Raw genomic sequence first — 25458 nt, forward strand, 5'->3', positions numbered from 1 at the left:
CTATTCCTCGAAAGCGAAACCGTGACGAACCTTGGTCTCGCGAATGGCGGCGGTTACCGCGAGCAGGCAGTCGTCACGATAGCGTTCGAGATCAGCCAGGCTGCGTTGCCCCTGCTGAGCGGATGTTCCTTCGACGACTGCGTCGATCAACGAATCGGTCAGCTCCGGCGCTTCCAGATAGGTCCAGGGCAGCTTCAACGCAGGGCCGAACTGCGCCATGAAATGCCGCATGCCCGCCTCACCGCCTGCCAGCGTGTAGGTGAGAAAGGTGCCCATGAACGACCAGCGCAGCCCGGCGCCAAAGCGAATCGCATCATCGATTTCACCCGTTGTGGCCACACCGTCGTTCACCAGGTGCAACGCTTCACGCCACAGCGCCTCGAGCAGTCGATCGGCAATGAAACCCGGCACTTCCTTACGCACGTGCAACGGGCGCATGCCGAGCGATGAATAGACGCTCATCGCTGCGCTTAGCGCTTCAGGCGCCGTTCGCTCCCCGCCTACGACCTCCACCAACGGCAGGAGGTAGACCGGATTGAACGGATGGCCTACCACACAACGCTCGGGATGCACGGCGTCCCCATAGAACTCACTGGGCAGCAAGCCTGACGTGCTGGAGCCGATCATCACGTCGGGCCGCGCAGCAGCACTTGCCGTTGCGTGGAGCGAGCGCTTGAGATCGAGCCGCTCGGGGGCGCTTTCCTGGATGAAATCCGCGTGCTCGACACAGGCCTCGATGGTGTCGAAAAACCGCAGGCGCTCCAGCGATGCGCCAGGGGCCAACCCTTGCTTCTGCAGCGCCGGCCAGGCATTCGCCAGCCGCGTACGCAATGTCTGCTCGGCGCCGGGAGCCGGGTCCCAGGCGTGCACATCCAGGCCATGCGCAAGCGCGCGGGCTATCCATCCCGCGCCGATGACGCCCGTGCCCAGGGCGGCGAATGTCTTGATATCGGTGACGTAAGCCATGACGGAGCTTCCTGATGGCGAATAGAGACGACCGACCGCATATACGGCCGGCAACAATGACAAGAGGTTGTGGGCTAGCGGCGCGGAGCGAGCCCCATCTTCACGCGACCTTCGGCCGGGGTGAGTACACGCCCCCCCAGACGGCCGATGATTTCCCCCGCGCGCTCGACGAGACTGCCATTGGTGGCGGGAACGCCCTTGTCGAGCCAGATGTTGTCTTCCAACCCCACGCGCACGTGGCCGCCGAGCAGCACAGCTTGTGCCAGCATCGGCATCTGCATGCGGCCGATACCAAAGCCGGCCCAGGTGGCGTCAGCCGGAAGATTGTCCACCATTGCCTTCATGGTCGCGGTATCGGCTGGCGCTCCCCACGGGATACCGAGGCAGAGTTGAAACAGCGGGTCCTTGAGCAAGCCTTCCTTGAGCATCTGCTTGGCAAACCAGAGGTGGCCGGTGTCGAAAATCTCCAGCTCGGCCTTCACGCCCAGTTCGGTGATGCGCTTTGCACCGGCACGCAGTTGTGCCGGCGTCGAGACGTAGATGTAGTCGCCATCGCCGAAGTTGAGCGTGCCGCAATCCAAGGTGCAGATTTCCGGGCGTAGCGCCTCGATGTGCTTGAGACGCTCCAGCGGCCCAACGAGGTCGCTGCCGGGTCCGAACGCAGTCGGCGATTCTCCCGCGCCGATCTCGAGATCGCCGCCCATGCCCGCGGTGAGATTGAGGATGACGTCAACCTCACTGTCGCGGATGCGCTCGACCACTTCGCGGTAAAGCTCGACATCACGGCTGGGCTTGCCCGTTTCAGGGTCACGCACATGGCAATGCGCGACGGTCGCACCGGCCCGCGCCGCCTCAATTGCGGCATCGGCGATTTGTTTCGGGGTCACGGGAACATGGGGATTACGGCCCACGGTATCGCCCGCGCCCGTAACGGCGCAGGTCACAATGACGTCGTAGTTCACGGTGTTTGGTTCCTGAGTGAAAAAGATGAGTGTGGTGCGCGAATGCTTTTGTAGGAGCGGGCTTGCCCGCGAATGCGGCGGCAAGGTCAACACGATCTTCGCGGCAGGAATTGTTTTCGCGGGCAAGCCCGCTCCTACAAGAGCTAGTAATGGCTCACTTCGCGAGATGCGCCTTCACTGCGGCCGCACCATCCTTGCCATCGAAGGTGGTCACGCCGGACAGCCATTTGCCGAGATCGTCCGGATGCTCTTTGAGCCACTGGGTCGCCACCGCTTTAGGGTTCTTGCGATCCATGATCGGCTGCATCAAGCGGCTTTCCTGCTCGATGGTGAAGGTCAGGTTGTTCAGCAACTGCCCTACATTCGGGCATTGATCGGTGTAGCCTTTGGCAACCACCGTCTCGACCGTCGCCGCGCCATCATTAGCGCCCAGCGCGTCTTCGCTACCCGTCAGGTATTCCATGTCCATCTGAACGTTCATCGGATGCGGCGCCCAACCGAAGAATACGACCCATTCCCCACGGCGATCCGCGCGGTTGACCGCTGCCAGCATGCCGGCTTCACTGGACTCCATGAGCTTGAAGTCGCCCAGACCGAACTGGTTCGAGTCGATCATTTTCTGGATGCCGGTATTGGCGCCCGTGCCAGGCTCGATACCGTAGATCTTGCCGTCCAGCTTATCTTTGAACTGGGCGATGTCCGCGAAGGTTTTCAGACCTGCGTCATAGGCCTTGCGTGGCACAGCGAGCGTCGCGACAGCGCCGTCCAGGTTCACCTTCAGTACCTCCAGATCACCCGACTTCAGGAACGGGGTGATGGTCTCGGTCATGATCGGGTTCCAATAGCCGAGGAAGAAATCGAGCTGTTTCTTCTGCATTCCGGCAAATACGATTTGTTGGGAAGCGACCGTCTGCTTCGGGGCATATCCCAGGCCCTCCAGCAGTACTTCGCTGATGGCAGTCGTGGCGACGACATCGGTCCAGCCCACTACACCAATGCGCGGCTTCTGACATGCAGCAGGTTCGGCCGCGATCGCATTACCCGCGACCAGCAGAGAAAGCGCGCAACTCGTCATCATTTTTTTCATCAGGCTCCATCCTCAAGGCGGTTTGTTCTGTTTTTCGATCACACGCTCTCGTGCAATCCGCTTGTGGTTCGCCTTTCAGACTACGGGCTCACCGATATGATCGTGCGCACTCCAGCGACCCTCACTTGAACTCAGGCGACCTGCGGTACAGTGAGCCCATCTGCCTTCTCGACGACGAGTGCGCGTAATGCCCCGTGATATCTGGTTTCTGCTGATTCCGAAGTTTTCGATGATGGGATTCCTGTCAGCCATCGAACCGCTGCGCGTGGCGAATCGATTCCGTCCGGATACCTATCGATGGCGGGTGATGGGACTCGACGGCGGGCCCGTCTCTGCCAGCAACGGCATGTCGCTGAACGTCGACCATGGCTTGCAGGCACCCGGACATGAAGACTGGGTCTTTATCGTGGCGGGGTTCGAGCCCCTGGCGCATTACGACGCGGTGCTGGCGAACTGGCTACGGCGCGCCAGTGAGGCAGCCATGCTCGGCGGCATCGATACGGGCAGCTATTTGCTGGCCGAAGCAGGGCTATTGAACGGCTACCGCGCCACGCTGCATTGGGAGGCCATTGCTTCGTTTCAGGAACGCTACCCTGGCTTGGAAGTGACCCAGGAACTGTTCGAGATCGACCGCAAACGCATCACCTCTGCCGGCGGAACGGCGTCCATCGACCTGATGCTCGACCTCATCGCCGAGGCCCACGGTACCGAATTGGCCGTCGAGGTCTCCGAACAGTTCGTCTACGGCCGCATCCGTTCGCCCCAGGATCACCAGCGCCTGCGCATTGGCCAGCGTTATGGGTTGCAGAATCGCAAGCTTATCCACGTCATCGGTGTGATGGAGCAACATACCGAATCGCCCTTCAGCACAGCGGAGCTCGCGCGCGGAGTCGATATAACCGCCCGCCAACTGGAGCGGCTTTTCCGGCTTCACCTTGACGAGACACCTTCAGCGTTCTACCTCGGCCTGCGCCTGGAAAAAGCCCGCCAGCTGCTTCGTCAGACCGACATGAGCGTGCTGGAAATCAGCCTTGCGTGTGGCTTCGAGTCCTCATCCTATTTTTCGCGTTGTTACCGAAACCGATACGACTGCAGCCCGAGCGGCGATCGCCTGGATCAGGCCTGATCAAAAAACGAACAGCGCGCTGTAAGCCTTGCTGCTTATAGGCCTGCCAGGTATCCACACATGTTATGCACAGCAGCATGCACAGCCATTGTGAGTAACTCGCTGCGGCAAGGCCAAAGCAATCCAAAAAACTGCTTTCGTTGCAGCGACTTACGTCATGAGTAGTGCATAAAGGTCAGCTGGTCAATATTTAAACAGTACGTTTAAAGCGCCGCGCTGCCTGGCAACCCAGCGTGTCTGCACACGTTATCCACAACCGCGTGCACAGCAACTGTGGGTAAACAGGCCGTTTTTCTTTCGTATCAGATACATGCCCCGTGATCAGTAACGTTCCAGGACTCACGAACTACCGATGGTATAAATCGCTCAAAAAGTGAGCGGCCTGTCGAACGGCCCGCCGCGCCTAGCGCCTGACGTTGTTCACACACCTTATCCACAGCTCGCCTCACAGCCTCTGTGGGAAACATAAACAGTCCACAACATGAGCTGATCAAAATTTGATCAGAACACTGAAAGCCTTGCAGCGCTTGGGCTGCAGCGAACGCCCGACAGGTTGTCCACATCCTCATGCACGTCCATAGGGGACAACTTCGCGATAGCCACGGTGACCCCACGCGGAGATGTAAAAAACGATGCACCGACTCGCGTTTTCTCTTGGCATGAGCATGCTGGCGCTCGCGGTAGGGAGCGCTGCCTTCGCAGCGGATCGTCGCCCTGCCGAAATCGATATTCGGCAGCCAACCGCGCCGCACGACCTACGGGTCGTACCCGGCCAGAATCGCCTGCCCCCTGGCATGCAACGGCCTCCTCCGGAACACCGGCTTCCACGCAGTCCAGAGCCCTATCGGCGACCGGATGACCCACGACCCGGTCAAACCGATCCATTACCGATCCGACCGGACCCGTCATCCGGGGGAAGACCCTGAGACATGCGCGCCATCGGCATCCGTACACCGTCCGCCATACGATGCTCACGTTCGTATTGGCGCTGCATTAAGCTTCCGTCGCACACTTTCGTACCTTGTTGGAGACTCGCCATGCGATACCTGCTGCCCGCCCTGCTGCTGTGCCTGGCCCTGCCCGTCTCCGCGCAGATCTACAAATACACCGATGCCGCTGGCAACGTGGTGTTCAGCGATCAGTCCCCGGAGGGCGTCAAAGCTGAGCAAGTCGAGCTGCCGCCCGCCAATACCGTATCCGTCCCAGAAGTGCCGCCATCGCCGCCCCCTACAGCCGGCGTGAAAACCGCGCAGCCGCCCTACAGCCGCATCGAACTCACGGGGCTGCCGGAAAACGGCGGCGCGTTGCGCGCGAATGCGGGCAACTTTTCAGTCGGTGTGACGCTGCAACCGCCGCTGTTCCCAGGACACGGATTGCGACTCCTGGTCGATGGCCAGGTCTACGCGGAAACCCCGGACGCCTCGGGCTTCACCCTCACGGAGATGGATCGTGGGGAACACACCTTGGCAGTGGAGGTAACCCAGAACGGGAACGTCGTGCAGCGTAGCGACGAACATCGGTTCACGGTGCAACGCACCAGCGTAAACAGTCCTGCGCGAGGGGCGCCGTGACGCGTTTGATCGTCGCGCTGGCCCTCCTGGTCACCAGCGCCCTGGCCACGGCGGAGGTCTACAGCTACGTGGACAAAGAGGGCAATCGCGTCTTTACCGATCGTCCCACGGCTGGCAACGCCAAAGCGGTGGATATCAAGCCCGGTAACGTATTGCCCACGCCGACCGTCCCGCAGACAGCGCCGCCCTCGCCTCCGGCGCAAGTCAGGCGCGTCTTCTACACCTCGTTGAACATTGACAGCCCAGCGCCAGAGGCAACTGTCCGGGGCGGTGGAGATGTCACCGTCACGGTCTCCAGTGAGCCGGCAATCCTTCCCGGCCATGCTTATCGTGTACTGCTCGACGGCTCACCCGCCGGGCAGCCCAACGCCGTGGCCAGCATCGCCTTGACCAACATCGACCGCGGCACGCACCAGCTCGCGGTGGAGATCATCAATCAAGCCGGCGAGGTCATGCTGCAGAGCAAGGCGCAGCCCCTGTTCGTGCATCGTACCTCGCTTAGCCAAAAGCGGCGTATTCACCCATGCCAGAAGGATGACTACGGCGTGCGCCCCGAATGTCCGCTCGCAGATAAGCCGCCCGAGCCGCGAAAGCGCATTCTCGGCGTATTCTGATCCGCAGCGTATCTCTCCCCGCTCGACAGCTGCCGCAGAGTGCACTACAACGGTGCACCAATGCGCGACAAAGGCGCCGATATCCCCAAAACAGCGCACGACACTCAGCGTAGCGTCCCAGAGCGCCGCCGCACGCGGCACTAGCGCTGCGCGATCGTTTTCGGGGCATTGGTTTGCTTCTTGCATTTTCATGCCCAATTGCGGCTCATCCCGGCTATCGAAGCCTGTAGTCGCCACGCTATCCAGCAGCACGCACGCATCGATACAGGTCCAGATCAATTGCCATGACCCTTCAAGACGCACTGCACAGACTGCTACTCGACAACCTCACCACGGCAACCATCCTGCTCGACGCGGAACTCCGTCTGCAGTACATGAATCCGGCCGCGGAAATGCTCCTTGCGGTCAGCGGCCAACGCAGTCACGGCCAGTTCATCAGCGAATTGTTCACCGAGTCGCCTGAAGCCCTGAATGCGTTGAAGCAAGCCGTGGAGCAGGCTCACCCTTTTACCAAGCGCGAAGCGCAGCTCACGTCGCTGGCGGGACAGAGCATGACGGTGGATTACGCCGTGACGCCCATCATCAACCGGGGCACGACGCTCCTGCTGCTGGAAGTATTGCCACGGGATCGCCTGCTGCGGATCACCAAGGAAGAAGCGCAGCTGACGAATCAGGAAACCACCCGCCTGCTGGTTCGCGGCCTGGCCCACGAGATCAAGAATCCCCTGGGCGGTCTCCGCGGCGCCGCGCAATTACTCGAACGCGAACTGCCGGACGAAAGCCTCAAGGACTACACCAACGTCATCATCGAGGAAGCCGACCGTCTGCGTAACCTCGTCGACCGCATGCTTGGTTCGAACAAGCTGCCGTCGCTGTCGATGACCAACGTGCACGAAGTCCTTGAGCGCGTCTGCAACCTCATCGAGGCGGAGAGCCAGGGGAGCATCACATTGGTGCGCGATTACGACCCCAGCATCCCGGACGTGCTCATCGACCGTGAGCAAATGATCCAAGCCGTGCTCAACATCATGCGTAACGCGATGCAGGCAATGACCAGCCTCGCCGAGCACCGCATGGGCCGCATCACCCTACGCTCGCGCACGGTGCGCCAGTTCACCATCGGCTACGTGCGCCACCGCCTCGTCGCCAAGCTCGACATCATCGACAACGGCCCCGGTATCCCCGCGGAGCTGCTCGACACGATTTTCTACCCCATGGTCAGTGGACGCCCGGACGGTACCGGTCTGGGACTGTCCATCGCCCAGCAAATCATTACCCAGCACCAGGGCATGATCGAGTGCGAGAGCCAACCCGGCCAGACCGCGTTCACGATCTACCTGCCGCTGGAACAAGGAGCGACTTCGCATGAGTCAAAGTGAAACCGTCTGGATCGTCGACGACGATCGCTCGATCCGCTGGGTGCTGGAAAAGGCCCTGCAGCAAGAAGGCGTGACCACGCAAAGTTTCGATAACGCCGACAGCGTGCTGCACCGCCTCTCGCGCCAGCAACCAGACGTGATCATCTCCGACATTCGCATGCCCGGCTCCAGCGGTCTCGACCTCTTGGCACAGATCCGCGAAATGCTGCCGCGGCTCCCCGTCATCATCATGACTGCCCATTCCGACCTGGAGAGCGCGGTCGCTTCCTATCAGGGCGGCGCGTTCGAATACCTGCCCAAGCCGTTCGACGTCGACGAAGCCGTGTCCTTGGTCAAACGCGCGTACCAGCATGCGAAGGAACAGCAAAGCCTGAGCGAGCCGGAGCAGGCGGCGCCGACGCCCGAAATCATCGGCGAAGCGCCGGCGATGCAGGAGGTCTTCCGCGCCATCGGCCGCCTGTCTCATTCCAACATCACCGTGCTCATCAACGGCGAATCCGGTACCGGTAAAGAGCTCGTTGCCCATGCGCTGCATCGCCACAGCCCGCGCGCGTCCGAGCCCTTCATTGCGCTGAACATGGCGGCAATTCCGAAGGATTTGATGGAGTCAGAACTCTTCGGCCATGAGAAAGGCGCCTTCACCGGCGCCGCCTCGCAACGCCGGGGTCGGTTCGAGCAGGCCGATGGTGGCACCCTCTTTCTTGACGAAATCGGCGATATGCCCGCCGACACGCAGACGCGACTATTGCGCGTCCTGGCCGATGGCGAGTTCTACCGCGTCGGCGGTCATACGCCGGTCAAGGTCGACGTACGCATCATCGCGGCCACGCACCAGAACCTCGAAGGACTGGTGCAGGCCGGTAAATTCCGTGAGGACTTGTTCCACCGACTGAACGTTATCCGCATTCACATTCCACGCCTGTCGGATCGTCGCGAAGATGTACCGGCATTGGCGCGCCATTTCCTCGCGCGGGCGGCGCAGGAGCTGTCCGTCGAGCCCAAACTGCTCAAGCCGGAGACCGAGGAATACATCAAGCACCTCGCTTGGCCCGGCAACGTGCGTCAGCTGGAAAACACCTGCCGCTGGATCACCGTCATGGCGTCCGGCCGCGAAGTGCATGTCGACGATCTGCCCCCTGAATTGCTGACCCAACCTCAGGAAGCACAGCCCGCGGCCAACTGGGAACAAGCGCTACGTCAGTGGGCTGACCAGGCCCTCGGCCGTGGTCAGTCGAGCTTGCTGGACAGCGCCGTGCCCACCTTCGAACGCATCATGATCGAGACGGCCCTCAAGCACACCGCCGGCCGCCGCCGCGATGCTGCCGTCCTGCTGGGCTGGGGACGGAACACCCTGACACGCAAGATCAAAGAGCTGGGCATGAACGTCGGCAACGGCGATGACGACGACAGCGACGACTGATGCCTCGTCATGCTGAACGAACCCGCCTCTGATGGCGGGTTTCTTTTTTGGGATGAGGCACTTCTCCATTACAGCGCCTGGCTGAGACCGAGCTACACGGGTTCTACCCGCCCTACGATGCCCACTCGGATTTGCGCTCCTACCACAGCTCTTGTAGGAGCCCACCGGGCTGCGCTCAGCTTGTGGGCGATCGCTTTTTTCGTCAGCTCGTAGACCGGGTGACAACCCGGCTGCACGAACCGGGGGACTTGCGCTACCACGCGGGTTTCCACCCGCCCTACGAAGCCCACCACATTTACGTTCCCGGCACTGCTTTTTGTAGGAGCCCACTTGTGGGCGATCGTTTTGGTACTGATCGCCCACAAGTGGGCTCCTACAAAAGCATAGGCAGAACGCCATCGACCGGGTGTACTCGGCGGCGAATCCCGCCTCCTCCGCCGTCCTTCCTAACGACTGCTATCCTCAACTCAGGCATCACGCAGTTCCTACGAATCCGGAGTTACCACCATCTGAAACCTGAGGAGCCTCCATGCTCGTTCGTCCCCTGTCGTTCGTTACCGCAGCTGCATTGCTTTCACTGACGGCTAACGCGTTTGCCGATGTTCCGCCCCCAGAGCAGCTCTTAAAAAGCGCCGAGACCGAACAGAAAAGCTACCTGGCGACGGTAGAGCAACTGGTGAACATCGACACCGGCACGGGCCTCGCGCCGGGCTTGAAGACAGTTGGCGACATGCTGGTCGAGCGGCTGGAGGCACTCGGTGCCGAAGTGAAGCGCACGCCTGCCAAACCTTCGGAAGGTGACAACATCGTCGGCACGCTCAAGGGCAATGGCGATAAATCATTCCTGCTGATGATCCATTACGACACCGTGTTCGGCGAAGGCACCGCAGCCAAAAGACCCTTCCGCATCGAGGGTGAGCGCGCCTTTGGCCCAGGCGTGGCAGACGCCAAAGGCGGCGTCGCCATGGTCCTGCATTCGCTCAAGCTGCTTCAGGACCAGGCATTCAAAGATTTCGGCCAGATCACCGTGCTGTTCAATCCGGATGAGGAAAAAGGGTCGGCAGGCTCGAAGGCGCTCATTGGAGAACTGGCACGCAAGCACGACTACGTCTTCTCCTATGAACCGCCAGACACCAATGCCGTAGCCGTCGCCACCAACGGCATCAACTACGTATTCCTGGACGTCAAAGGCAAGTCGTCCCATGCGGGTTCAGCACCCGAACAAGGCCGCAACGCCCTCATCGAACTGTCCCAACAACTGATACGCCTCAACAGCCTCGGCAACCTGGACAAGGGCACGACGGTCAATTGGACCCTCGCCAAGGCCGGTGAGAAACGCAACATCATTCCAGCCAACGCTTCCGCCGAAGGCGACATGCGCTACTCCGACCTCAGCGAAACCGACCGCGTGATCGCTGATGCCGAAGGCATCGTGAAAAAAGCCAGTATCGATGGCACAACCACGACCTTCCGCCTGGAGAAAGGCCGGCCGCCACTGGCGAAAAATGCACAATCCGAGGCACTCGCAACGACCGCGCAATCGCTCTACAAGAAAGTCGGTCTGGACCTGAAACCCGTTGCCATGGCCTTCGGCACCGATGCCGGTTACGCGTATGTGCAGGGCAGCGACAAACCAGCAGTATTGGAAACGATGGGCGTCGTCGGCGCGGGTCTCCATGGCGACGACGAATACATGGAGCTCGCAAGCATCGCGCCACGCCTGTACCTAACGGCGTCGATGATCATGGAGCTGTCCAGCGCCAAGCCCTGATATCGCCATAGCCCGTCTCGCAGGGCTTGTGGCTTAAGCCCCGCGTATCGTTAACGGTGGATTACGCCGCAAGCGGCTAATCCACCCTAGGTCTCGTACCGCACGCGCTCAGTGCTGCGGTTGTAGGAGACAGCTCGCTGGCGATCACGATCTAAATGCGATCGCCCATAAGCTGAGCGCAGCCCAATGGGCTCCTACAGAAAGCGGAATTCGGTAATGTCCGGACCAATGCGTAAGGTCCGCCATGTTGGAATGGTAGGCCGGAGTTCTGGGGCGCTTGGGCCTTGGGTCATGCGCATCGTCAATGGCGGATTACGGTCTTGGCGATCCGGATCCAACTGGCGATGCCGAGCGCCCTGCTAACCATGATCGCCAGCAAGCTAGCTCCTACAAGAGCGCGGCGCTCCTGCGGGAAATCGCATTTGGTTTCAAATCTGTGCGCGACGCACCACTTTGGGGCCACACACCAGCGCGTGCGTATTACGAATATTTTGCCCGCTCGATACGCACTCAGCCCACCCAATCATAAACAACTGAAATTAAAGACAATTTTTAGTTATCTAAGGAAAAGTTAAAAGTTGGTACGCCGCCTGCAATGTATTAAGCAATCCAGTTTCAGGGACCTTGGTACAGGCAGGCCGAGACTCCCTTCTTTTATCCCCAAAGCAGAAGGCCGCTCCTCGGAGCGGCCTTTTTGCTTTCTGGCCAAAGCCAGCCTACCTCAACGGTAGACCTCGCGGCGGAAGATCAGAGGCTCCGATCCCTTATAAATGCCGAAGAATGCCGTAGCGCTCGGCGCTTGAAAGCCCTGACCGGTACCGAGCCAATCGAACTTGAGAAATTCCGATACCGACGGCACTACGCGCACGGTCCCGTAGTTGCCCGAACCAGGGGCGCTCAAGGTCACCCGTCCGGCCCCGTTGGAAGGTGCGGCGACCGTAGCGGTTGTTTTTCCAGCGCTCAGCCTATCGGTGTAGGTATCCAAGGAGACTGCGCCAATAACGGAGCAGCTATCGTCCGAGGACAACGTCCATCCGTTACCGGTATAGGTTTCCAAGTGTAGAGGCAACGCGAGCGGGGATAGCTCGGATCCGGACGCATTATCAATACGTACCCGGCCTAGCCGAACGACGCTCTTGGCGTTCCCGCTCCCTATGAACGAGATGTTGGCCACCCTGTACGAGGCGCACGCCGCGCCGACGTCATTGTTCCCGCCCGTATAACACGCACCATCGCTGTCCTTGGTTGCAGCGGGATCGATGCTCATGGTCACGTAGGGTTCGAATGGGGCATCCGTACCGACCGGGGAGTAATTCCGCTGGACGTAACGGATCTTGTCCTTGGCAAACGCGTACTGCCGAGCGCCATCACCGTCGCTGGCGCCGCTTTCCACGAAGGAGGGCTCGTCATTCGGGCTCGCCCCGCCACTCAGGCGCGCGTTGTCGTGGACCCCCTTATCGTCCGTGCCAAATCCGTAGCTTCTTACCCATTGGCTAGAAAGTCGCCAGAAGGCGCCGCGATCATAATTTCGCGTCACGAAGCCATCACGATTGACGCCAGTGACGGTGATGGCCGGGCTACGTGAGGTGGACCAGCCAATGTCTTGCCCCTGATAGCTGAACCCGAAACCTGTGGCGCTATTGACCACGCAGCTCGGCGCCAGTTTGGGAGAGTTGTCCTCCACCCGTAGCATCGCCGGAATGAAACGCCCGACATAGCCACTGGTTCCACCGCTCACCGTTTGACCGAAATAGCCGGCAGTGGGCGCTGCCGTAATAGTGAAAACGCCTACTTCGGACTGCTTACTGCTGACGACGTTTTGTGCACCAGCGGCATGATCATAGGTAGCTGGAGTCAAGACGCCAGGCACGCCATTCGCGGGTGCTACCAACGTGCTCTTGAGCTCAACGGCGGGCAGAACGAAATTCGGCGTGACGATGTTGTCGCACAATGCGCCGGCTGTTAGCGCCTCGCCATCCGCCTCCCAGCCCACGGCCTGGATCGTCAAAGGGAAGGCGTCACCCGCGCGGATGCCGTCTGGAAATACAGCGCAGTTGCCCACGCTGCCGTCTCGGCAGGACTGCGCCTCGGGTTTCGCAACCGGCACACTGGAAGGGGCCGTAACGCACAGGCCGTAGGGCTTGCTGACGAACAGGGCGTCGCCCGTGCCGCTCTTCATCGATAGGTACGCGTCATTATTGTTGCCACCTGAATAGGTCGCACTGACCTTCATCTGCCCGGCGTCGGTGTAACGCACGGTCAGCGGGGCTGATCCATTGCGGTCGAATGCCAGGCTGATCCCTTTCGCCGCAGGGGTTGCTCCCGAAGCTGCAGGAATCAGATCGACTGAATTGATAGAGATAGGCCGGATGGCGCCTGAAGAGGAAGGACCGGTAGGGTCACTGTAAGTCGCGGAGAAATTAATCGTGCGCGTTACATCGGCAAACCCCGGAGCGCAGATACCGGCTTTGTCGGAGGCACGGACGGCGCGGATGCTGCCGGTAACCGGCTTGTTCGCCGTCATGTTCGGGATGTCGATCAAAAATCCGCTTTCCGCGAAGGTCAGTTTGCACCCCGCTGTCGAGCAGGTCGGTGTACTGAGCGGTTTGGCTGCCGGCGTGGACGCGCCGTAGCCGAGCGTGACGTCTTCGGCCACGGTATGCCGTAGCTGGACGACTGCCGACCCGCCAGAAAAGGTAAGTGTGGTCCCGTTCATCCTGGCAGGAGCCGTGGCGCTCCAATAGTTCGCAGCCGGGCCAGTGCCCGAAAGCACCACTGACGTTTCGCCGGTGTAGAGGCTACTGCAGCTCGCGTTAGCGCAGGCGCGGACGGTCATCTCTTGCGCGGTGCAGGTCAGACCCGGGCTGGTATAGCTGAAATCGAAATGATCGATGGGTGTGCTGCTGGACGAGATTTGCGTCGCGCAAATCTGCATGTCGTCCAGCTCATGGTAGTTATTCGAGCCGCCAGTGGAGCCAGTGAACGACAGGTAAAAATTCGCCGGCACGGCCGTTTGACCTTGCGCTGACTGGGCATCGAACGCAGAGATCAACGGTTTGAAACCCGAGCCCGTATCGCGGTCCACCGACACCAGCGTTTTGCCACTGGTCATGCTATCGACCGTTATGCGGTAGGTATGTCCAGGGCCAGGTGTACTGCCTGAAACGTCGACGCCGGGGTCCAGGTTGGCGCTCGTACCGGCCAGCCACCGGAAGCTGTTGTTGTTAGGCCCGGCGGCGCCGCGTATCGCTACCGAGTCGGGCCTGAAACCAACGCTGCCCACGCCACCCTCGTTCGAGAAGTTGCCGTATTCATCGATACCGATGCCCAGCCAGCCACCCGCGAAATACTGGTTTCCCCGCAATCCGTAGCCCAGTGGGCCACCGAAAGCGCCGGGCTGCGGAGTGACGCTGCCGTCGGAGAGCACAACCGCCACCCCGTCCGCGCCATTCCCGCCATAGCCGTAGTATTTGAACTGCAATTGAACAAAGTTGCCCTTGGCAGGGAACAGGCGATTCAAGGTTGCTGCGGTAGAGACGTTCCCACCGTTGTCGGTCAGGCGCAGCCGAGAGGCGTTGTTCGCCGCAACGATACGAGGCGTACCGAAGTTGCCATTGCGGCTCGTCACGGCCCAGTCATCGCCCAGCGTGCTCCGGTCGAAGTTGTCCACGTAGCAACTGGTGATCGCCGTGGAATTACACAGGTTTGAGGGCGATGTCGCGGTCGGCGCACAGTTACCATAGACCTTGCTGGCGCTATCCCCCGAGATCGTGCTCCAGCTCGCGGCTTGCGCGCCGCCGTAGACGGTCGTATTAGTCAGCGTAATCTTCTGATTGGTCGTCAGATTACCGTTCACGGTAGACGTTGCGATTTCGATATCGCCGCTGTTGGTGGAGACGTTACCGGTAAGCGTCGCGCCGCTTAGACCAACTTTGCAGCAGTTGCCACTGATGTTGCCGTTCAACGTGCCGCCAGTGATGGAAATGATGCCACTGCCCGCCGTCACATTGCCGGAGACGTTGGTGTTATTGGTCGTCAGGGCACCGTAGGTCGAGGTCAGCGTGCCCGCGACGGACCCTCCGGTCAGGTTCACGGCGCCCCCGGATACGCTGCTTGAGAAAGTGACACCGCCTGTCGCGGTAACCACGCCGCCAGCGGAGACCGCGCCCGCTACCGAGCCTCCAGCCAGGGTGACGTCGCCGCCCGCAGACGTGGTGATGCTGCTGCCGAATGTGACGCCGTTCGAGGCAGTAACACCGCCTGGGACGGTAACCGCCCCGGCGACCGACCCGCCCGAGAATGTAGCCTTGCCCCCATCCGATGTCGTAACAGCCCCCGTTACCGTGGTCCCGGTAAGCGAAATCACACCGGAACCGCTGGTTACCGAGCCATTGATCCGCGAGGTCGCCGTTACAGTAATCGCAGAACTGCCGGTAGCAACGATGCTCACCCCGACGCTGTTCGAGCCAAGCGTACTGCCGGCGATCTGATACCCCTCACCCGCCCTGATCGTCGCGGCAGCCGAACTGCTGACAACATCGCCAGAGGCAAGCGTCACCTTACCGCTGCAGGTATAAGTCGACCCCGAGGCCGCCCAGGTCCCCGAACAAAAGGCGGGCTTCGTCGCGCTTAATGTGTAATTGGCGGCTTGCGCCACAGCCGAGAACGCCAGGAGCGTCAGCCCCAACAGCAGGCGGCTTCTCATGGCTTTTCCCCCACCGATGTCAGGCTGCGATAGGCGTAATCCGGGTCGCCTACCGCACCGTATTGAGCGACAACGTCGATACGGTAGAACTGCACCGATTTATTCTCCTCGGGGACCGCTACGGTACTGCTCAAGGTGCAACCCACCGATACTGAGAAGCCGTTCAGCGCCGAAAGACCGCCGCAGCTCTGCCCCTTCAATGCCCGGGCTATGCCCCATTCCATCCCTGCTCGTGCGGTTTGGTAGGCGCGTGCTTGCTGAAGCCCCAAAGACACCGAACTGTTGGTCGTCATCGTCAAGCGCGCCATCGCGGCGATCGCACCAGCGACGACGATAATGAGGAACAGCGCGGCCACCAGACCGAAGCCTCGTTCACGGCGCATTGTCGACATGGACCTGTTTCATCAAGGTGATCTGTTCGCCGCCTTTAGCCAAGGTCAGTTGCAGGGTGATCAAGCCGTTCCGGCGAGCGGTACCGGGGTCGTAGCGAAAGACACAGGCGCTTACGCCACTCGCCAATGGCGCAGCGGCGGAATAGTTGTAATCGCCGGTCGCGGCAAGGCTGGTGAACTCCTGGCGCCGCAATGCTCCGCCGGCGCAGTCGTATCCGACCACCTTATCGGCCAGATAGAAGCGATGTTGAGGCGACGCGTATTTGAATGAGAATCCGGCCACACCGCTGCCGGACAGGCTGAGTGCGTTCGACGACGTAAGCGTCACCGCCACCTTCGGGGATACGACTGCCGGACCGGTGGCCGAACCATTTGGCCACACGTTGCTTCCCGCTTCACTGCCGCCGACGTTGTAGATCACCATCCAATTGATGGTACTCATCAGCGCTTGGTCAGTACCGTTGAACGGGCTGAGCACTTCGACCGTGCAGGGGCTGGCCGCGCAGGTTGGCGGGTCACGCCTGACGTTGGATGCGTCAGGCGAAGCACGGTAGCGCCCGCCAATCTGCGCGCGCAGCAGCTCGACACGACAGTTGGCTCCGCCCGATACACAGGCACCGCTTAGACGTAGCGAATTGGGGACGGCCAGGCGGATGTCCCTCGCCATTCGGTCCAGGGCAACGGTCGCCATATCGACCAGAGCGGAGCGCCGGCTTTGATCGACGAGCCCCTGCATTGGCCGGGACAGTATCGTACTGATCATGATCGCCACGACGCTGGACACCGCGATCACGATGATCAGCTCTACGAGCGTAAAAGCCCGGCTATGTTTCATGGACAAACGCTCGCGCCGGCCGCATCGGTTTCGCCGTAACACGCGCGATAGCCCGTCAGCGCGAGCAGTTGCCCGGCAGGGTCCGTTACCGTCACGCCGATAACGAGCATGGGCACGCCCGACAGAGCGGTCGGGCCGGTCACACTGACGGCTACGCGGTAATCCGACAGGCCATTGATGAGCGCGCCATTGGCATCCGTGGGCGCCTCCCACACGCCGTTGTAGTCACGCGCATCGTTGTAGCAGGAACGTATGGGCGTACAGGCCGGATTGGCGATTGGCATGAAGGCGGCGAGCCCAATTTCTTCCAGATACGCATCCGCGATCATCAGGCTTTGCTGGCGAAGCATCGGATCGGCGGAGCGCGCCGTGATGGACGCCATCGCCGTGTACAGCGCTACTGCGGCAATGCTCACGATGACGATGGTGAGGACGAGCTCGATGAGCGTCATGCCACGCTGGGGTCCACGGGTCGGCCGGCGCGCGTTCATTGGATGAGCCCGGTGTCGGCGGTCACGGAAAAAACCTGACCACTGCCGACCTTCACGGATGCGCCGCTGCTAGGCCGCCCGAGCGAATCGAACGCTATGGGAAAGCCGACCACGGTCAGTGTCACGCCCGAGGGAACGCTGGCATTGGCGAATGGCGTTTGCCCATCCGGTCCGCGCACATCGGTGGCATAGCTGCCCGACACACAGCCGGTCGCACGCTGGACGCGATATCCGCCGTTCTGTGTCAAGGAAACCTGGGTCAGACAACCACTGGAGATCGCCAGCTTTTGCGCATAGCGCACGGCGCTGACCACGTCTTCGTAGAACATCCGCTCATCGAAGACCCGACGATCAAAAAAACGCGGCCCCACCACAGCGGCGAGAATGCCGATGATCACCATGACCATGACCAGCTCGACGAGGGTGAAACCGCGCATGTTCATACTCAACAACCGCTGGTAGTGACGAGGACTACCGGAGGCGTATTGGCATTCATGGCTTTGGTGTATTCCACCTTGCAGGCATCCGCGTCCGGTGCGTTTCTGGATTTCACCATCGTCACGCCGTCCTTGTGGGACACCGCAAAATCGTTGGTTGAGATCCCCGCCGCTGCGATGATCCCGTCGCCATAGGCGTCGGGATAACCGTATTGGGTGTTGATCTGCGCACCCTCGACTCCGGTCGGGACGTTGTTGACGCTGCCATTGACCAGGTAAGCCGAATGCACGATCGCGGCTGCAGACCTCATCGAACCCGCTACGCCTTGGAGGGCAGCCACGCGAGCGTCCGTACCAAAGTTGGCGAAACGCGGAATCGCGACGGCGGCGAGGATGCCGACAAGTGCGATAGCCACGATGAGTTCGATGAGGGTGAAGCCGCGCATTTATCAGCCGCCGCAACCACCCGTAGTCACGACGACAGTAGGAGGCGTGACGGTTGTAACGTTTGCAGTGGTGGTGGTAGTAGCTGCGTTGTAGACCACCTGGCAATTGCTGCCCGTAAAGCCCGTCGGAACATACGTAATCAAGTTAGTACCAACCGTGCCCGTGTAGCCCTCAGCCTGAACTGCACGAGAAATACCACTAGCAGTTGCAGCTGGGTAGCCATTTACCAAATCGACTGAGGTACCTTCCATCGCTACTGTTGCGGTGCTGTTGTTTCCACCTGCTGCGAGCAATGCAGCGTGCGCAATAGCTGAGGCCGACCGCAGTGAACCAGCCATACCATTTACGGATGCAGCTCTAGCTTGACCGCCAAAATCCACAAACCGCGGCAAAGCCACCGCCGCCAAAATCCCCAGAATCACGATCACCATGATCAATTCGATCAGCGTAAAACCCGCTTGTTGCTTCTTCATCAGTACTACTCCCCTCTGACGCTTGGTTGGAAACGGCGAGTCATTCGCCGGTATTGCGGTTATGCCCGGTGACGTCATCGTCATCGAACGTTTGAACAAACCTGTTTTTCTACCGACACCTGCTCACGTGGCCGCCCCTTAACAACCACTCACCGTCGTTACGATCGTCGGTGGTGTGTTGGCATCCTTCGCGGCGGTGTAAACCACTTGGCAGGTAGCTGCGTCGGCAGCGCCTTTTGCCTTGAACGTCGTGATGTCATTGGCATCGGTAATGTCGAAATCGTCATTGGAGACACCGGCGGCATCGACGATGCCCCAGCCGAAACTCTTCGGATAACCAAACTCCAGATCGATCGTTTTGCCTTCCATCACGATCGAATTCGTACTCGGCGAGCCCGCCGCGACGTAGGCTGCGTGCGCGATGGATGAAGCCGAGCGCAGTGACGCCGCCAAGCCCTTGATCGTCGCCACGCGAGCATCGCTACCCAGGTTGACGAACCGTGGCAACGCAACGGCAGCCAGAACACCCAGCATGACGATCACAACGATCAATTCGATCAGGGTAAAACCGTCTTGCTGCTTGCTCATGGGAAAGGTTTCCTGCCCAAAATCAATTGAAATTGACGAACACTTCGCCGGTATTGCTGTTGTATTCGATGACGTCATCGCCGCCATCGAGGGTGTAGGTGTAAAGGCAACGCGGACCGTTGGACGAGGACGTGAACGTCGCGGTGTCGCCGGCTACGGTCGGTGCCGAGGCCTGTAGCAAGTTGGCCCAGAGGCGGCGGCATTCGTCGGCGCTCATGCTGGTGTTGATCGTGGGGGTACCGGTGCGCTCGGTACCAACCGGCCAACCGGCGGCGTTCACGTCGACCGTGTTGTTACCGTAGCCGAGCACGTTGATCTGGCAGTTACCCGCCTGGCAGCCGTTCGCACCACCCGCGCGGTTGAGTTCGTATTGCCCGCGTACCAACGTCACCGCCGAGGTGAAGGCGCCGGCAGCGTTGCGTACGGTGACGCGGTGAGCATCCTTGGTGGTGTTCATGAAATGCGGCAACGCGACGGCGGCAAGAATGCCGAGTACGGCGATCACCACCACCAGTTCGATAAGCGTAAAGCCGCGTTGATTCTTCATAAGGTTCGCCCGAAATCCGTTGGATATTATTTTGCCATCACTGCAAAACACTTTGATGTCTTTCCACTGCGAAACCACCGAAATGGTTATCGGCGGTACTCGAAAAAACATGACTTGTTTAACCGCGCCCTTGAGCGGCTGCACCCAGCTCCCACATGGGCAGGAACACACCGAGCGCCAGCACCAGCACCATGCCGCCCATCGCGACGATGAGGATGGGCTCGATGGCACTGGCCAGCTGCTTGAGGTCGTAGTCGACTTCCTGCTCGTAGAATTCGGCGACTTCGACGAAAAGGTCGTCCAGTGCACCGGTCTCTTCACCGACAGCCATCATCTGCAGGACCAGCGGTGTGAACAGGCCGCTGGCCGACGCGGTGCGGGTCAATGCCTCGCCACGTTCGATACCGTCGCGCATTTTCAGGATGGCGTTGCCGATATGGCGGTTACCCACCGAGGCGCTGTTGATCGAGAGCGTCTGCAATAGCGGCACGCCAGCGCGGTACATCATTGCGAAGGTGCGGGTGAAACGCGCCAGGGCGATGCGCTCGAAGATGCCGCCGACAATGGGCAGGCGCAGCTTGATCCTGTCCCAGGTCACTTCACCGGTATCGGTCTTTTTCCAGCGGAAGAAGGCCACGAGCCCGCCGACGATGAGGATCAGCACCAGCCACCAGTAGTGCTGGAAGAAGTTCGAGGTGCCGATCAGGATGCGGGTCGGCAGCGGCAGTTGCGCGTGGAACTGTTGAAAGACCTTGGAGAAGGCCGGGATCACGAACAGGTTGATGATCGCCAGCGCCACCGCCATGGCGACGAGTACGAATGTGGGGTAACGCGTCGCCTGCTTGATGCGCTTGCGTGTCTCGCGCTCCAGCTCCAGGTAATTCGACAGCTGCCGGAAAGCCTGGTCGATCTGGCCGGTGTTCTCGCCCACGCTGATCATGCTGATGAACAAGCGATTGAAAACCTTGGGATGCGTATTCATCGCCGTGGCCATCGACTGGCCGCTTTCGAGGCTGCTGCGGACGTCCTGCAAGACTTCGCGGAAATAGGCGTTGCGATGGGACTCGGCGAGACCGCTGATGGCGCGAATGATCGGCACGCCAGCCTTGGCCAGGCTGTGCATTTGCCGGGTGAAGATGATCAGCTCGTCGAGTTCGACGCGCTTGCGGCGCAGGCGCGACTTGAGCTCACCCAGGACGTCGACTTGCGCGCTTTCGACCTGCTCGACGATGGTCAGCGGCGTGATGCGTTGGGCCATGAGCTCGCTGGCGACGGCGTCGGCACTGGAGGACTGTACTTTGCCAGAAACCTTGGCACCTCCGGCGTCGCGGCCTTGGTAGAGGAAGGTGGCCATTAGTGCATGCCTCCGATGCGATGCCGCACCGAAATCCATCGCGGGCATGACAGATCGCCGCCCGACCCGCTCCCACAGGTATTTGTGTCTCGTCGTGGGAGCGGGCCATGCCCGCGAGGGGCAACGCAAAATGTCTGGAGGATCTCCATACCTGTAGGAGCGGGCTTGCCCGCGAATGGGGTTTCTGCCGCGACGAATTCGTGATGCCTGACACCGCATTCGCGGGCAAGCCCGCTCCTACAAAAGCCCGCACGGTGCTCGCCGCTACGCTTTTGCGCCGCCACGATTCGCCCCCTCACACCCCGACCTCATCACCCAAGGTCGCGCACACCCGCAGGACTTCCTCGACGCTGGTCACGCCCGCGAGGGCGTAATCCAGGGCGCAGGCGGCGAGTGGGCGGTAGCTCGGTTGTTTGGCGGCGGCTTCGGCAAAGGCTTGTGGATCGCTGCGGCGCAGGGCGGCGATCATCGGCTCGTTCAGTTCCAGCAATTCGTAGACGCCGATCCGGCCGCGATACCCGCTGTTGTGGCAATGATGGCAACCGCCGCCGCGTTTGAAGTGGCGTCCTTCGAGGCTGCAACCATGCAGGTTTTCCAACCACACGCGCTCGCGGGGCGAGGCATCGTGGTCTTCCATGCAGTTCTCGCAGACGCGGCGCACCAGGCGCTGAGCGAGAATGCCGTGCAGGGCGCTGGCAACGAGGAACGGCTCCGCGCCCATGTCCACCAGACGCATCGCGGTACTCACGGCATCGTTGGTGTGCAGGGTCGACAACACCAGGTGACCGGTGAGCGCGGCGCGCAGGCCAATCTCAGCGGTTTCCTGATCCCGCATCTCACCGATGAGCACGACGTCCGGGTCCTGACGCAGAGCAGCGCGCAGCACGCGGGCGAAGGTCAGGTCGATCTTCGGATTGACCTGCACCTGATTGACGCGCGGCATGCGGTATTCGACCGGGTCCTCCACGGTGATGATCTTGTTCTCGGGGCTGTTCAGTTCCGCAAGGCCAGCGTATAGCGTCGTGGTCTTACCTGAACCAGTCGGGCCGGTGACGAGGATCATCCCGTGCGGGCGCGACAAGAGCAGGCGGAAGCGCTGGAGAATGTCCGGCGGCATCCCGCTTGAATCGAGGTTGGACACGCCCGCCGTTTGGTCCAGCAGACGCATCACGACGGACTCGCCATGCTGCACAGGCATGGTCGAGACCCGCACGTCGAGGCTACGGTTCTTCACCCGGATATTGAAGCGACCGTCCTGCGGCAAACGCTTCTCGGAGATGTCCAGGCCGGACATGATCTTCAGGCGCATGACCAACGCCGAGGCGACACGCGCCTCCTTCATCACCTGCTCGTTGAGCACCCCGTCGATCCGCTGACGAATGCGCACGACACCTTCGTCCGGCTCGATGTGGATGTCCGACGCACTGACCTGCACCGCGTCCTCGAACAGCGTCTGCAACAGGCGCACGACCGGGGCATCGGTGACATTGCTCTCGGCGCCAAGGCGAGCCAGATCGAAATCGCTGTCCTGCAGCTCGCCTTCCAGCTCACCGGCGATGGATGCAATTTCACTGGTCCGCCGGTAGACGACGTCGAGGGTCGGCAGCAACTCGCTCTCGCGCACAACGGCGGGATAAACCGGGCTTTTCAGAATCCGCCCGACTTCGTCGAGGGCGAACAGATCGAGCGGGTCGGACATGCCCAGCAGCACGCCACCGCCCTCGCGGGACAGCGGCATGACACGGAAGCGCCGAGCGACCGCTTCGGGCAACGACTGGATCAGGGCGTTATCGAACTTGAAATGACGCAGCTCGATGAACGGAATCTTGAGCTGTTCGGACAGCGCGGTGAGCAATCGCGCCTCGGCCACGAAGCCCAGGTCGATGACCATGCGCCCAAGCTTGAAGCCGGTGCGCTTCTGTTCCTGAAGCGCAATCTGCAACTGCGCATCGCTGATCAGCCCGGCCTGAACCAACAGGTCGCCGAGACGTAGTTTGCGCTGGGGCGCGTCACTCATGATTGGCCTCCGAGAATCCGTGCCCGTTCGGCGGCGAAACGCCGGCTGTTATCGTCCAACCCTGGGTTCTGTTGCGCCTGCGCATAGAAGCCGGCGGCCTGCGTAGCCTGACCAAGCTGCTCCAGCGCGATCGCCATACCCAGTTGCCAGGCGCCTTCGCGTGGGCGCAGCGCCAGCAGCATGCCGTAGCGCGTAGCGCTCTCACGCCACTGGCCGGTCTGCTGAAACGCCGCCGCGAGCAGTGCGTGATACGAGGGATCCTTCGCCAGCGGCGGCGGGTTGGTTTGTAGCGTCGTGACGGCCGTCTGGCTGTCGCCGCCTTGCAATTGCGCGCGGGCCAGCAGCACGCGGAGTTCGGAGTCATTCGGGAAGCGCTGGAGTTGAGCGGGCGCCCAGGCCAGCAGGCGCATCTGATCGCCTGCCGCCAGATAGGCACGCGCAAGCCAACGGGCCGTCTCGCTGTCTTCCGGACGCGCCGTGTTCAGAGCTTCCAGCTGGCCGATCGCACGGGAGTAATCACCGTTTAACAGCGCCTGGCGAGCCTCGGTCAGCGGGTCGGCGCGATGGGGCGCAATCATTATCTGTGGTGCAGTGACCGGTACCGGCGGAGCAGCAGCGGGCAGCGACACCGTGGCGGCACGTGGCGGCGCAGTATCGATAGCGGAATCATTGCGTGCGCGCCAATCCGGCAGCGCTTCTTCACGCGGAGCGGAGGCCGGGATATTCGCCAGGTCGTCCGCGTCACTGGAAGCGGCATCCGCCTCGCTCACCAACGGCACTTCCAGCCAGAGCTGCCAGCGATCGCCCGCACGTTCGAGCCTGTCTATCAGCGAGACATCGCCAGCCAGGCCAACGAACAACACCTGAACGTCATCGCCCTTCTGCTCGACGCGCCAGGACAGACTCGCGCCATCACGCTGCACCCGGCCACTCTCGGCATCGGGTGTGCTCAAGTGCGTACCACGAAGTAGAAGGCGTACGGCGCCGTTCTCCTCGATGCGCTGATAGCCCACCGACTGATCCAGCAACAACTGCAGCACGAAACGTTTGCCATCGTTCTGCGGCAACACATCGAGCAGCTGATTGGCTGGCGTTGCCGGTGCGACGGCAACGACTGGCGCGACCTCGGGTGCGACGACCTCGCTGCCGCGGGTGAAATAGTGAGCACAGGCAAGCCCCACGGCGACGCAGAGCACAACCAACGGTACCAGCCAGAACGCTGTGCGCTTATTGGTGCCCTGACGCGAAGAAGATTCGTCGGCCGCCCGCAGGTTCGCCAACGATGCCCGCTCTTCGCCACCGGCACGGCGCGCGTCGAGATCACGAAGCATGTCATTGACCAGACTCATGGCAGCAGCGCTCCGGCGGGTGTCCAGGCCCAGACGCCGGCGAATACGCCGACCGACAGCACACAGGCGGCGACGCCCCACTGCCAGATCGCCAGCGAGCGACGCAGAAAGGGTCGGGCGCCCTCGGTGTCGGCGATGGCGCGACGCACGTGGCGGGCCGAAACTTGCCGGCGTCCTTCCCCGAACACCACCATCAACGACTTGTTGGCGAGGATGTTTATCAACCGAGGAATACCACCGCTCCCCCGCGCCAGGGCGCGCACGGCCGAGGCGCCGAATAGCGGTTCGCCGCGGTAGCCCGCTACGGACAGACGCTCGAGCAGGTAACGCCGCACGTCTTCGACAGACAACGGATGCAGCTTGTAGGAAAAGGTGATGCGCTGGCGCAACTGGCGGAAGGCGGTGCTTTCCAGCAAGGCATCGAGTTCGGGCTGACCGAACAGAACGACTTGCAGCAACTTGGCCTGCTCGGTTTCCAGGTTGGTCAGCAAGCGCAGCGCTTCCAGCGTTTCCGGCGGCAGCGCCTGGGCTTCGTCGATCAGCAGGATAGTGCTGCGACCCTCCGCTGCGATCTCGATCAGCCGATGGTTGATGGCCGCGAGTACCGCGTGATCGCCGAGGGTTTCGGCCAGCGATAGCCCCAGTTCATCCGCCAGCACGCGGTGCAGCATTTCCGGGGTCAGCCCTGGATTAGGCAGGTAGGCGACCTGGAAGCGCTCGGCGTCCAGCTCGTTGAGCAATGCCCGACACAGCAGCGTCTTGCCGGTACCGACCTCCCCCGTCACCTTGATGAAACCTTCGCCTTCGCCGAGCGCCACGCGCAGCAGATTCAGGCAGGCCTGATACGGCGCGAGCTGCACCAGGAACTCGGTATTCGGGGTCAGGGCGAAGGGCTTGTCGCGCAAGCCGAAGTAGGCGCGGTACATC

The 25458-nt window shown here is 61.3% G+C and carries 22 protein-coding genes; 6 read left to right on the top strand and 16 right to left on the bottom strand.

The annotated features are described in order from the left end of the window. The 3 genes from IEY47_RS16265 to choX all read right to left on the bottom strand — a co-directional run bounded on the left by IEY47_RS16265 (nucleotide 1) and on the right by choX (nucleotide 3015). Nucleotides 1-966 (bottom strand): L-carnitine dehydrogenase, encoded by a 966-nt coding sequence (locus tag IEY47_RS16265; protein ID WP_188984567.1) that lies wholly within the window; start codon nucleotides 964-966, stop codon nucleotides 1-3. A gap of 74 nt (nucleotides 967-1040) precedes the next feature. Continuing rightward, nucleotides 1041-1928 carry a 3-dehydrocarnitine:acetyl-CoA trimethylamine transferase CdhC gene (gene cdhC / locus IEY47_RS16270; RefSeq protein WP_188984924.1) on the bottom strand — a complete coding sequence of 296 codons (888 nt, stop codon included), beginning with the start codon at nucleotides 1926-1928 and terminating at the stop codon, nucleotides 1041-1043. 154 nt (nucleotides 1929-2082) lie between these two features. Continuing rightward, on the bottom strand, nucleotides 2083-3015 hold the full coding sequence (gene choX / locus IEY47_RS16275) for a choline ABC transporter substrate-binding protein (protein WP_188984569.1): 933 nt from the start codon (nucleotides 3013-3015) through the stop codon (nucleotides 2083-2085). Between the two features lie 187 nt (nucleotides 3016-3202). Here choX and IEY47_RS16280 point away from each other — a divergent pair, with 187 nt between their 5' ends. The 6 genes from IEY47_RS16280 (at nucleotide 3203) to IEY47_RS16305 (ending at nucleotide 10896) form a co-directional block, all read left to right on the top strand. Beyond that, nucleotides 3203-4141: a GlxA family transcriptional regulator gene (locus IEY47_RS16280; RefSeq protein ID WP_188984571.1), complete on the top strand. Its 939-nt coding sequence runs from the start codon at nucleotides 3203-3205 to the stop codon at nucleotides 4139-4141. A gap of 1037 nt (nucleotides 4142-5178) precedes the next feature. Beyond that, the gene (locus tag IEY47_RS16285) at nucleotides 5179-5712 is read left to right on the top strand and encodes a DUF4124 domain-containing protein (protein WP_188984573.1); all 534 of its coding nucleotides are present in this window, start codon (nucleotides 5179-5181) and stop codon (nucleotides 5710-5712) included. Then, entirely contained in the window at nucleotides 5709-6326 is a 618-nt protein-coding gene (locus IEY47_RS16290; RefSeq protein WP_188984575.1) for a DUF4124 domain-containing protein, read from the top strand. The genes IEY47_RS16285 and IEY47_RS16290 overlap by 4 nt, the downstream gene beginning before the upstream one ends. A 284-nt stretch (nucleotides 6327-6610) precedes the next feature. Beyond that, entirely contained in the window at nucleotides 6611-7705 is a 1095-nt protein-coding gene (gene glnL / locus IEY47_RS16295) for a nitrogen regulation protein NR(II) (RefSeq protein WP_188984577.1), read from the top strand. Continuing rightward, nucleotides 7692-9125, top strand: a complete 1434-nt coding sequence (ntrC, locus tag IEY47_RS16300; protein WP_188984579.1) for a nitrogen regulation protein NR(I) — start codon at nucleotides 7692-7694, stop codon at nucleotides 9123-9125. Before glnL ends, ntrC begins: the two co-directional genes overlap by 14 nt. Before the next feature lie 529 nt (nucleotides 9126-9654). Further along, nucleotides 9655-10896: a M20/M25/M40 family metallo-hydrolase gene (locus IEY47_RS16305; RefSeq protein WP_188984581.1), complete on the top strand. Its 1242-nt coding sequence runs from the start codon at nucleotides 9655-9657 to the stop codon at nucleotides 10894-10896. Nucleotides 10897-11617: 721 nt separating this feature from the next. On the opposite strand, the gene IEY47_RS16310 is transcribed toward IEY47_RS16305, so the two are convergent. The 13 genes from IEY47_RS16310 to IEY47_RS16370 form a co-directional block, all read right to left on the bottom strand. Further along, on the bottom strand, nucleotides 11618-15601 hold the full coding sequence (locus IEY47_RS16310; RefSeq protein WP_188984583.1) for a DUF6701 domain-containing protein: 3984 nt from the start codon (nucleotides 15599-15601) through the stop codon (nucleotides 11618-11620). Next, entirely contained in the window at nucleotides 15598-15993 is a 396-nt protein-coding gene (locus IEY47_RS16315; RefSeq protein ID WP_229779492.1) for a hypothetical protein, read from the bottom strand. Before IEY47_RS16315 ends, IEY47_RS16310 begins: the two co-directional genes overlap by 4 nt. After that, complete coding sequence (locus IEY47_RS16320) at nucleotides 15974-16828, bottom strand: PulJ/GspJ family protein (RefSeq protein WP_188984586.1); 855 nt, start codon at nucleotides 16826-16828, stop codon at nucleotides 15974-15976. The genes IEY47_RS16315 and IEY47_RS16320 overlap by 20 nt, the downstream gene beginning before the upstream one ends. Then, on the bottom strand, nucleotides 16825-17280 hold the full coding sequence (locus IEY47_RS16325) for a type IV pilus modification PilV family protein (protein WP_188984588.1): 456 nt from the start codon (nucleotides 17278-17280) through the stop codon (nucleotides 16825-16827). Before IEY47_RS16325 ends, IEY47_RS16320 begins: the two co-directional genes overlap by 4 nt. 35 nt (nucleotides 17281-17315) lie before the next feature. After that, nucleotides 17316-17756, bottom strand: a complete 441-nt coding sequence (locus IEY47_RS16330) for a type II secretion system protein (RefSeq protein WP_229779493.1) — start codon at nucleotides 17754-17756, stop codon at nucleotides 17316-17318. A gap of 8 nt (nucleotides 17757-17764) precedes the next feature. Further along, a complete protein-coding gene (locus IEY47_RS16335) occupies nucleotides 17765-18202 on the bottom strand; it encodes a pilin (RefSeq protein ID WP_188984591.1) in 438 nt (145 codons plus the stop codon). Nucleotides 18203-18205: 3 nt separating this feature from the next. After that, on the bottom strand, nucleotides 18206-18676 hold the full coding sequence (locus IEY47_RS20650) for a pilin (RefSeq protein ID WP_188984593.1): 471 nt from the start codon (nucleotides 18674-18676) through the stop codon (nucleotides 18206-18208). A gap of 138 nt (nucleotides 18677-18814) precedes the next feature. Continuing rightward, complete coding sequence (locus IEY47_RS16345; RefSeq protein WP_188984595.1) at nucleotides 18815-19264, bottom strand: type II secretion system protein; 450 nt, start codon at nucleotides 19262-19264, stop codon at nucleotides 18815-18817. A 22-nt stretch (nucleotides 19265-19286) separates the two neighbouring features. Then, the gene (locus IEY47_RS16350) at nucleotides 19287-19811 is read right to left on the bottom strand and encodes a type II secretion system protein (RefSeq protein ID WP_188984597.1); all 525 of its coding nucleotides are present in this window, start codon (nucleotides 19809-19811) and stop codon (nucleotides 19287-19289) included. Nucleotides 19812-19929: 118 nt separating this feature from the next. After that, nucleotides 19930-21165 carry a type II secretion system F family protein gene (locus tag IEY47_RS16355; protein WP_188984599.1) on the bottom strand — a complete coding sequence of 412 codons (1236 nt, stop codon included), beginning with the start codon at nucleotides 21163-21165 and terminating at the stop codon, nucleotides 19930-19932. Nucleotides 21166-21460: 295 nt separating this feature from the next. After that, a complete protein-coding gene (locus IEY47_RS16360; protein ID WP_188984601.1) occupies nucleotides 21461-23182 on the bottom strand; it encodes a GspE/PulE family protein in 1722 nt (573 codons plus the stop codon). Beyond that, nucleotides 23179-24531 (bottom strand): tetratricopeptide repeat protein, encoded by a 1353-nt coding sequence (locus tag IEY47_RS16365; RefSeq protein WP_188984603.1) that lies wholly within the window; start codon nucleotides 24529-24531, stop codon nucleotides 23179-23181. Before IEY47_RS16365 ends, IEY47_RS16360 begins: the two co-directional genes overlap by 4 nt. Then, nucleotides 24528-25457 carry an ExeA family protein gene (locus IEY47_RS16370; RefSeq protein ID WP_188984604.1) on the bottom strand — a complete coding sequence of 310 codons (930 nt, stop codon included), beginning with the start codon at nucleotides 25455-25457 and terminating at the stop codon, nucleotides 24528-24530. The genes IEY47_RS16365 and IEY47_RS16370 overlap by 4 nt, the downstream gene beginning before the upstream one ends. Nucleotide 25458: the final 1 nt, after the last annotated feature.

Source organism: Pseudomonas matsuisoli, from assembly GCF_014647635.1.
GTDB lineage: Bacteria > Pseudomonadota > Gammaproteobacteria > Pseudomonadales > Pseudomonadaceae > Pseudomonas_P > Pseudomonas_P matsuisoli.

Excerpts from the sequence above, each read along its gene's own strand:
- IEY47_RS16330 (WP_229779493.1), bottom strand. The coding sequence starts at position 17,756 with ATGCGCGGTTTCACCCTCGTCGAGCTGGTCATGGTCATGGTGATCATC.
- IEY47_RS16365 (WP_188984603.1), bottom strand. The coding sequence starts at position 24,531 with ATGAGTCTGGTCAATGACATGCTTCGTGATCTCGACGCGCGCCGTGCC.
- IEY47_RS16315 (WP_229779492.1), bottom strand. The coding sequence starts at position 15,993 with ATGTCGACAATGCGCCGTGAACGAGGCTTCGGTCTGGTGGCCGCGCTG.
- IEY47_RS16320 (WP_188984586.1), bottom strand. The coding sequence starts at position 16,828 with ATGAAACATAGCCGGGCTTTTACGCTCGTAGAGCTGATCATCGTGATC.
- glnL (WP_188984577.1), top strand. The coding sequence starts at position 6,611 with ATGACCCTTCAAGACGCACTGCACAGACTGCTACTCGACAACCTCACC.
- IEY47_RS16325 (WP_188984588.1), bottom strand. The coding sequence starts at position 17,280 with ATGACGCTCATCGAGCTCGTCCTCACCATCGTCATCGTGAGCATTGCC.
- IEY47_RS16360 (WP_188984601.1), bottom strand. The coding sequence starts at position 23,182 with ATGAGTGACGCGCCCCAGCGCAAACTACGTCTCGGCGACCTGTTGGTT.
- IEY47_RS16265 (WP_188984567.1), bottom strand. The coding sequence starts at position 966 with ATGGCTTACGTCACCGATATCAAGACATTCGCCGCCCTGGGCACGGGC.
- ntrC (WP_188984579.1), top strand. The coding sequence starts at position 7,692 with ATGAGTCAAAGTGAAACCGTCTGGATCGTCGACGACGATCGCTCGATC.
- IEY47_RS16280 (WP_188984571.1), top strand. The coding sequence starts at position 3,203 with ATGCCCCGTGATATCTGGTTTCTGCTGATTCCGAAGTTTTCGATGATG.
- IEY47_RS16345 (WP_188984595.1), bottom strand. The coding sequence starts at position 19,264 with ATGAGCAAGCAGCAAGACGGTTTTACCCTGATCGAATTGATCGTTGTG.
- IEY47_RS16305 (WP_188984581.1), top strand. The coding sequence starts at position 9,655 with ATGCTCGTTCGTCCCCTGTCGTTCGTTACCGCAGCTGCATTGCTTTCA.
- IEY47_RS16355 (WP_188984599.1), bottom strand. The coding sequence starts at position 21,165 with ATGGCCACCTTCCTCTACCAAGGCCGCGACGCCGGAGGTGCCAAGGTT.
- IEY47_RS16350 (WP_188984597.1), bottom strand. The coding sequence starts at position 19,811 with ATGAAGAATCAACGCGGCTTTACGCTTATCGAACTGGTGGTGGTGATC.
- IEY47_RS16335 (WP_188984591.1), bottom strand. The coding sequence starts at position 18,202 with ATGCGCGGCTTCACCCTCATCGAACTCATCGTGGCTATCGCACTTGTC.
- IEY47_RS16370 (WP_188984604.1), bottom strand. The coding sequence starts at position 25,457 with ATGTACCGCGCCTACTTCGGCTTGCGCGACAAGCCCTTCGCCCTGACC.
- IEY47_RS16285 (WP_188984573.1), top strand. The coding sequence starts at position 5,179 with ATGCGATACCTGCTGCCCGCCCTGCTGCTGTGCCTGGCCCTGCCCGTC.
- IEY47_RS20650 (WP_188984593.1), bottom strand. The coding sequence starts at position 18,676 with ATGAAGAAGCAACAAGCGGGTTTTACGCTGATCGAATTGATCATGGTG.
- choX (WP_188984569.1), bottom strand. The coding sequence starts at position 3,015 with ATGAAAAAAATGATGACGAGTTGCGCGCTTTCTCTGCTGGTCGCGGGT.
- IEY47_RS16310 (WP_188984583.1), bottom strand. The coding sequence starts at position 15,601 with ATGAGAAGCCGCCTGCTGTTGGGGCTGACGCTCCTGGCGTTCTCGGCT.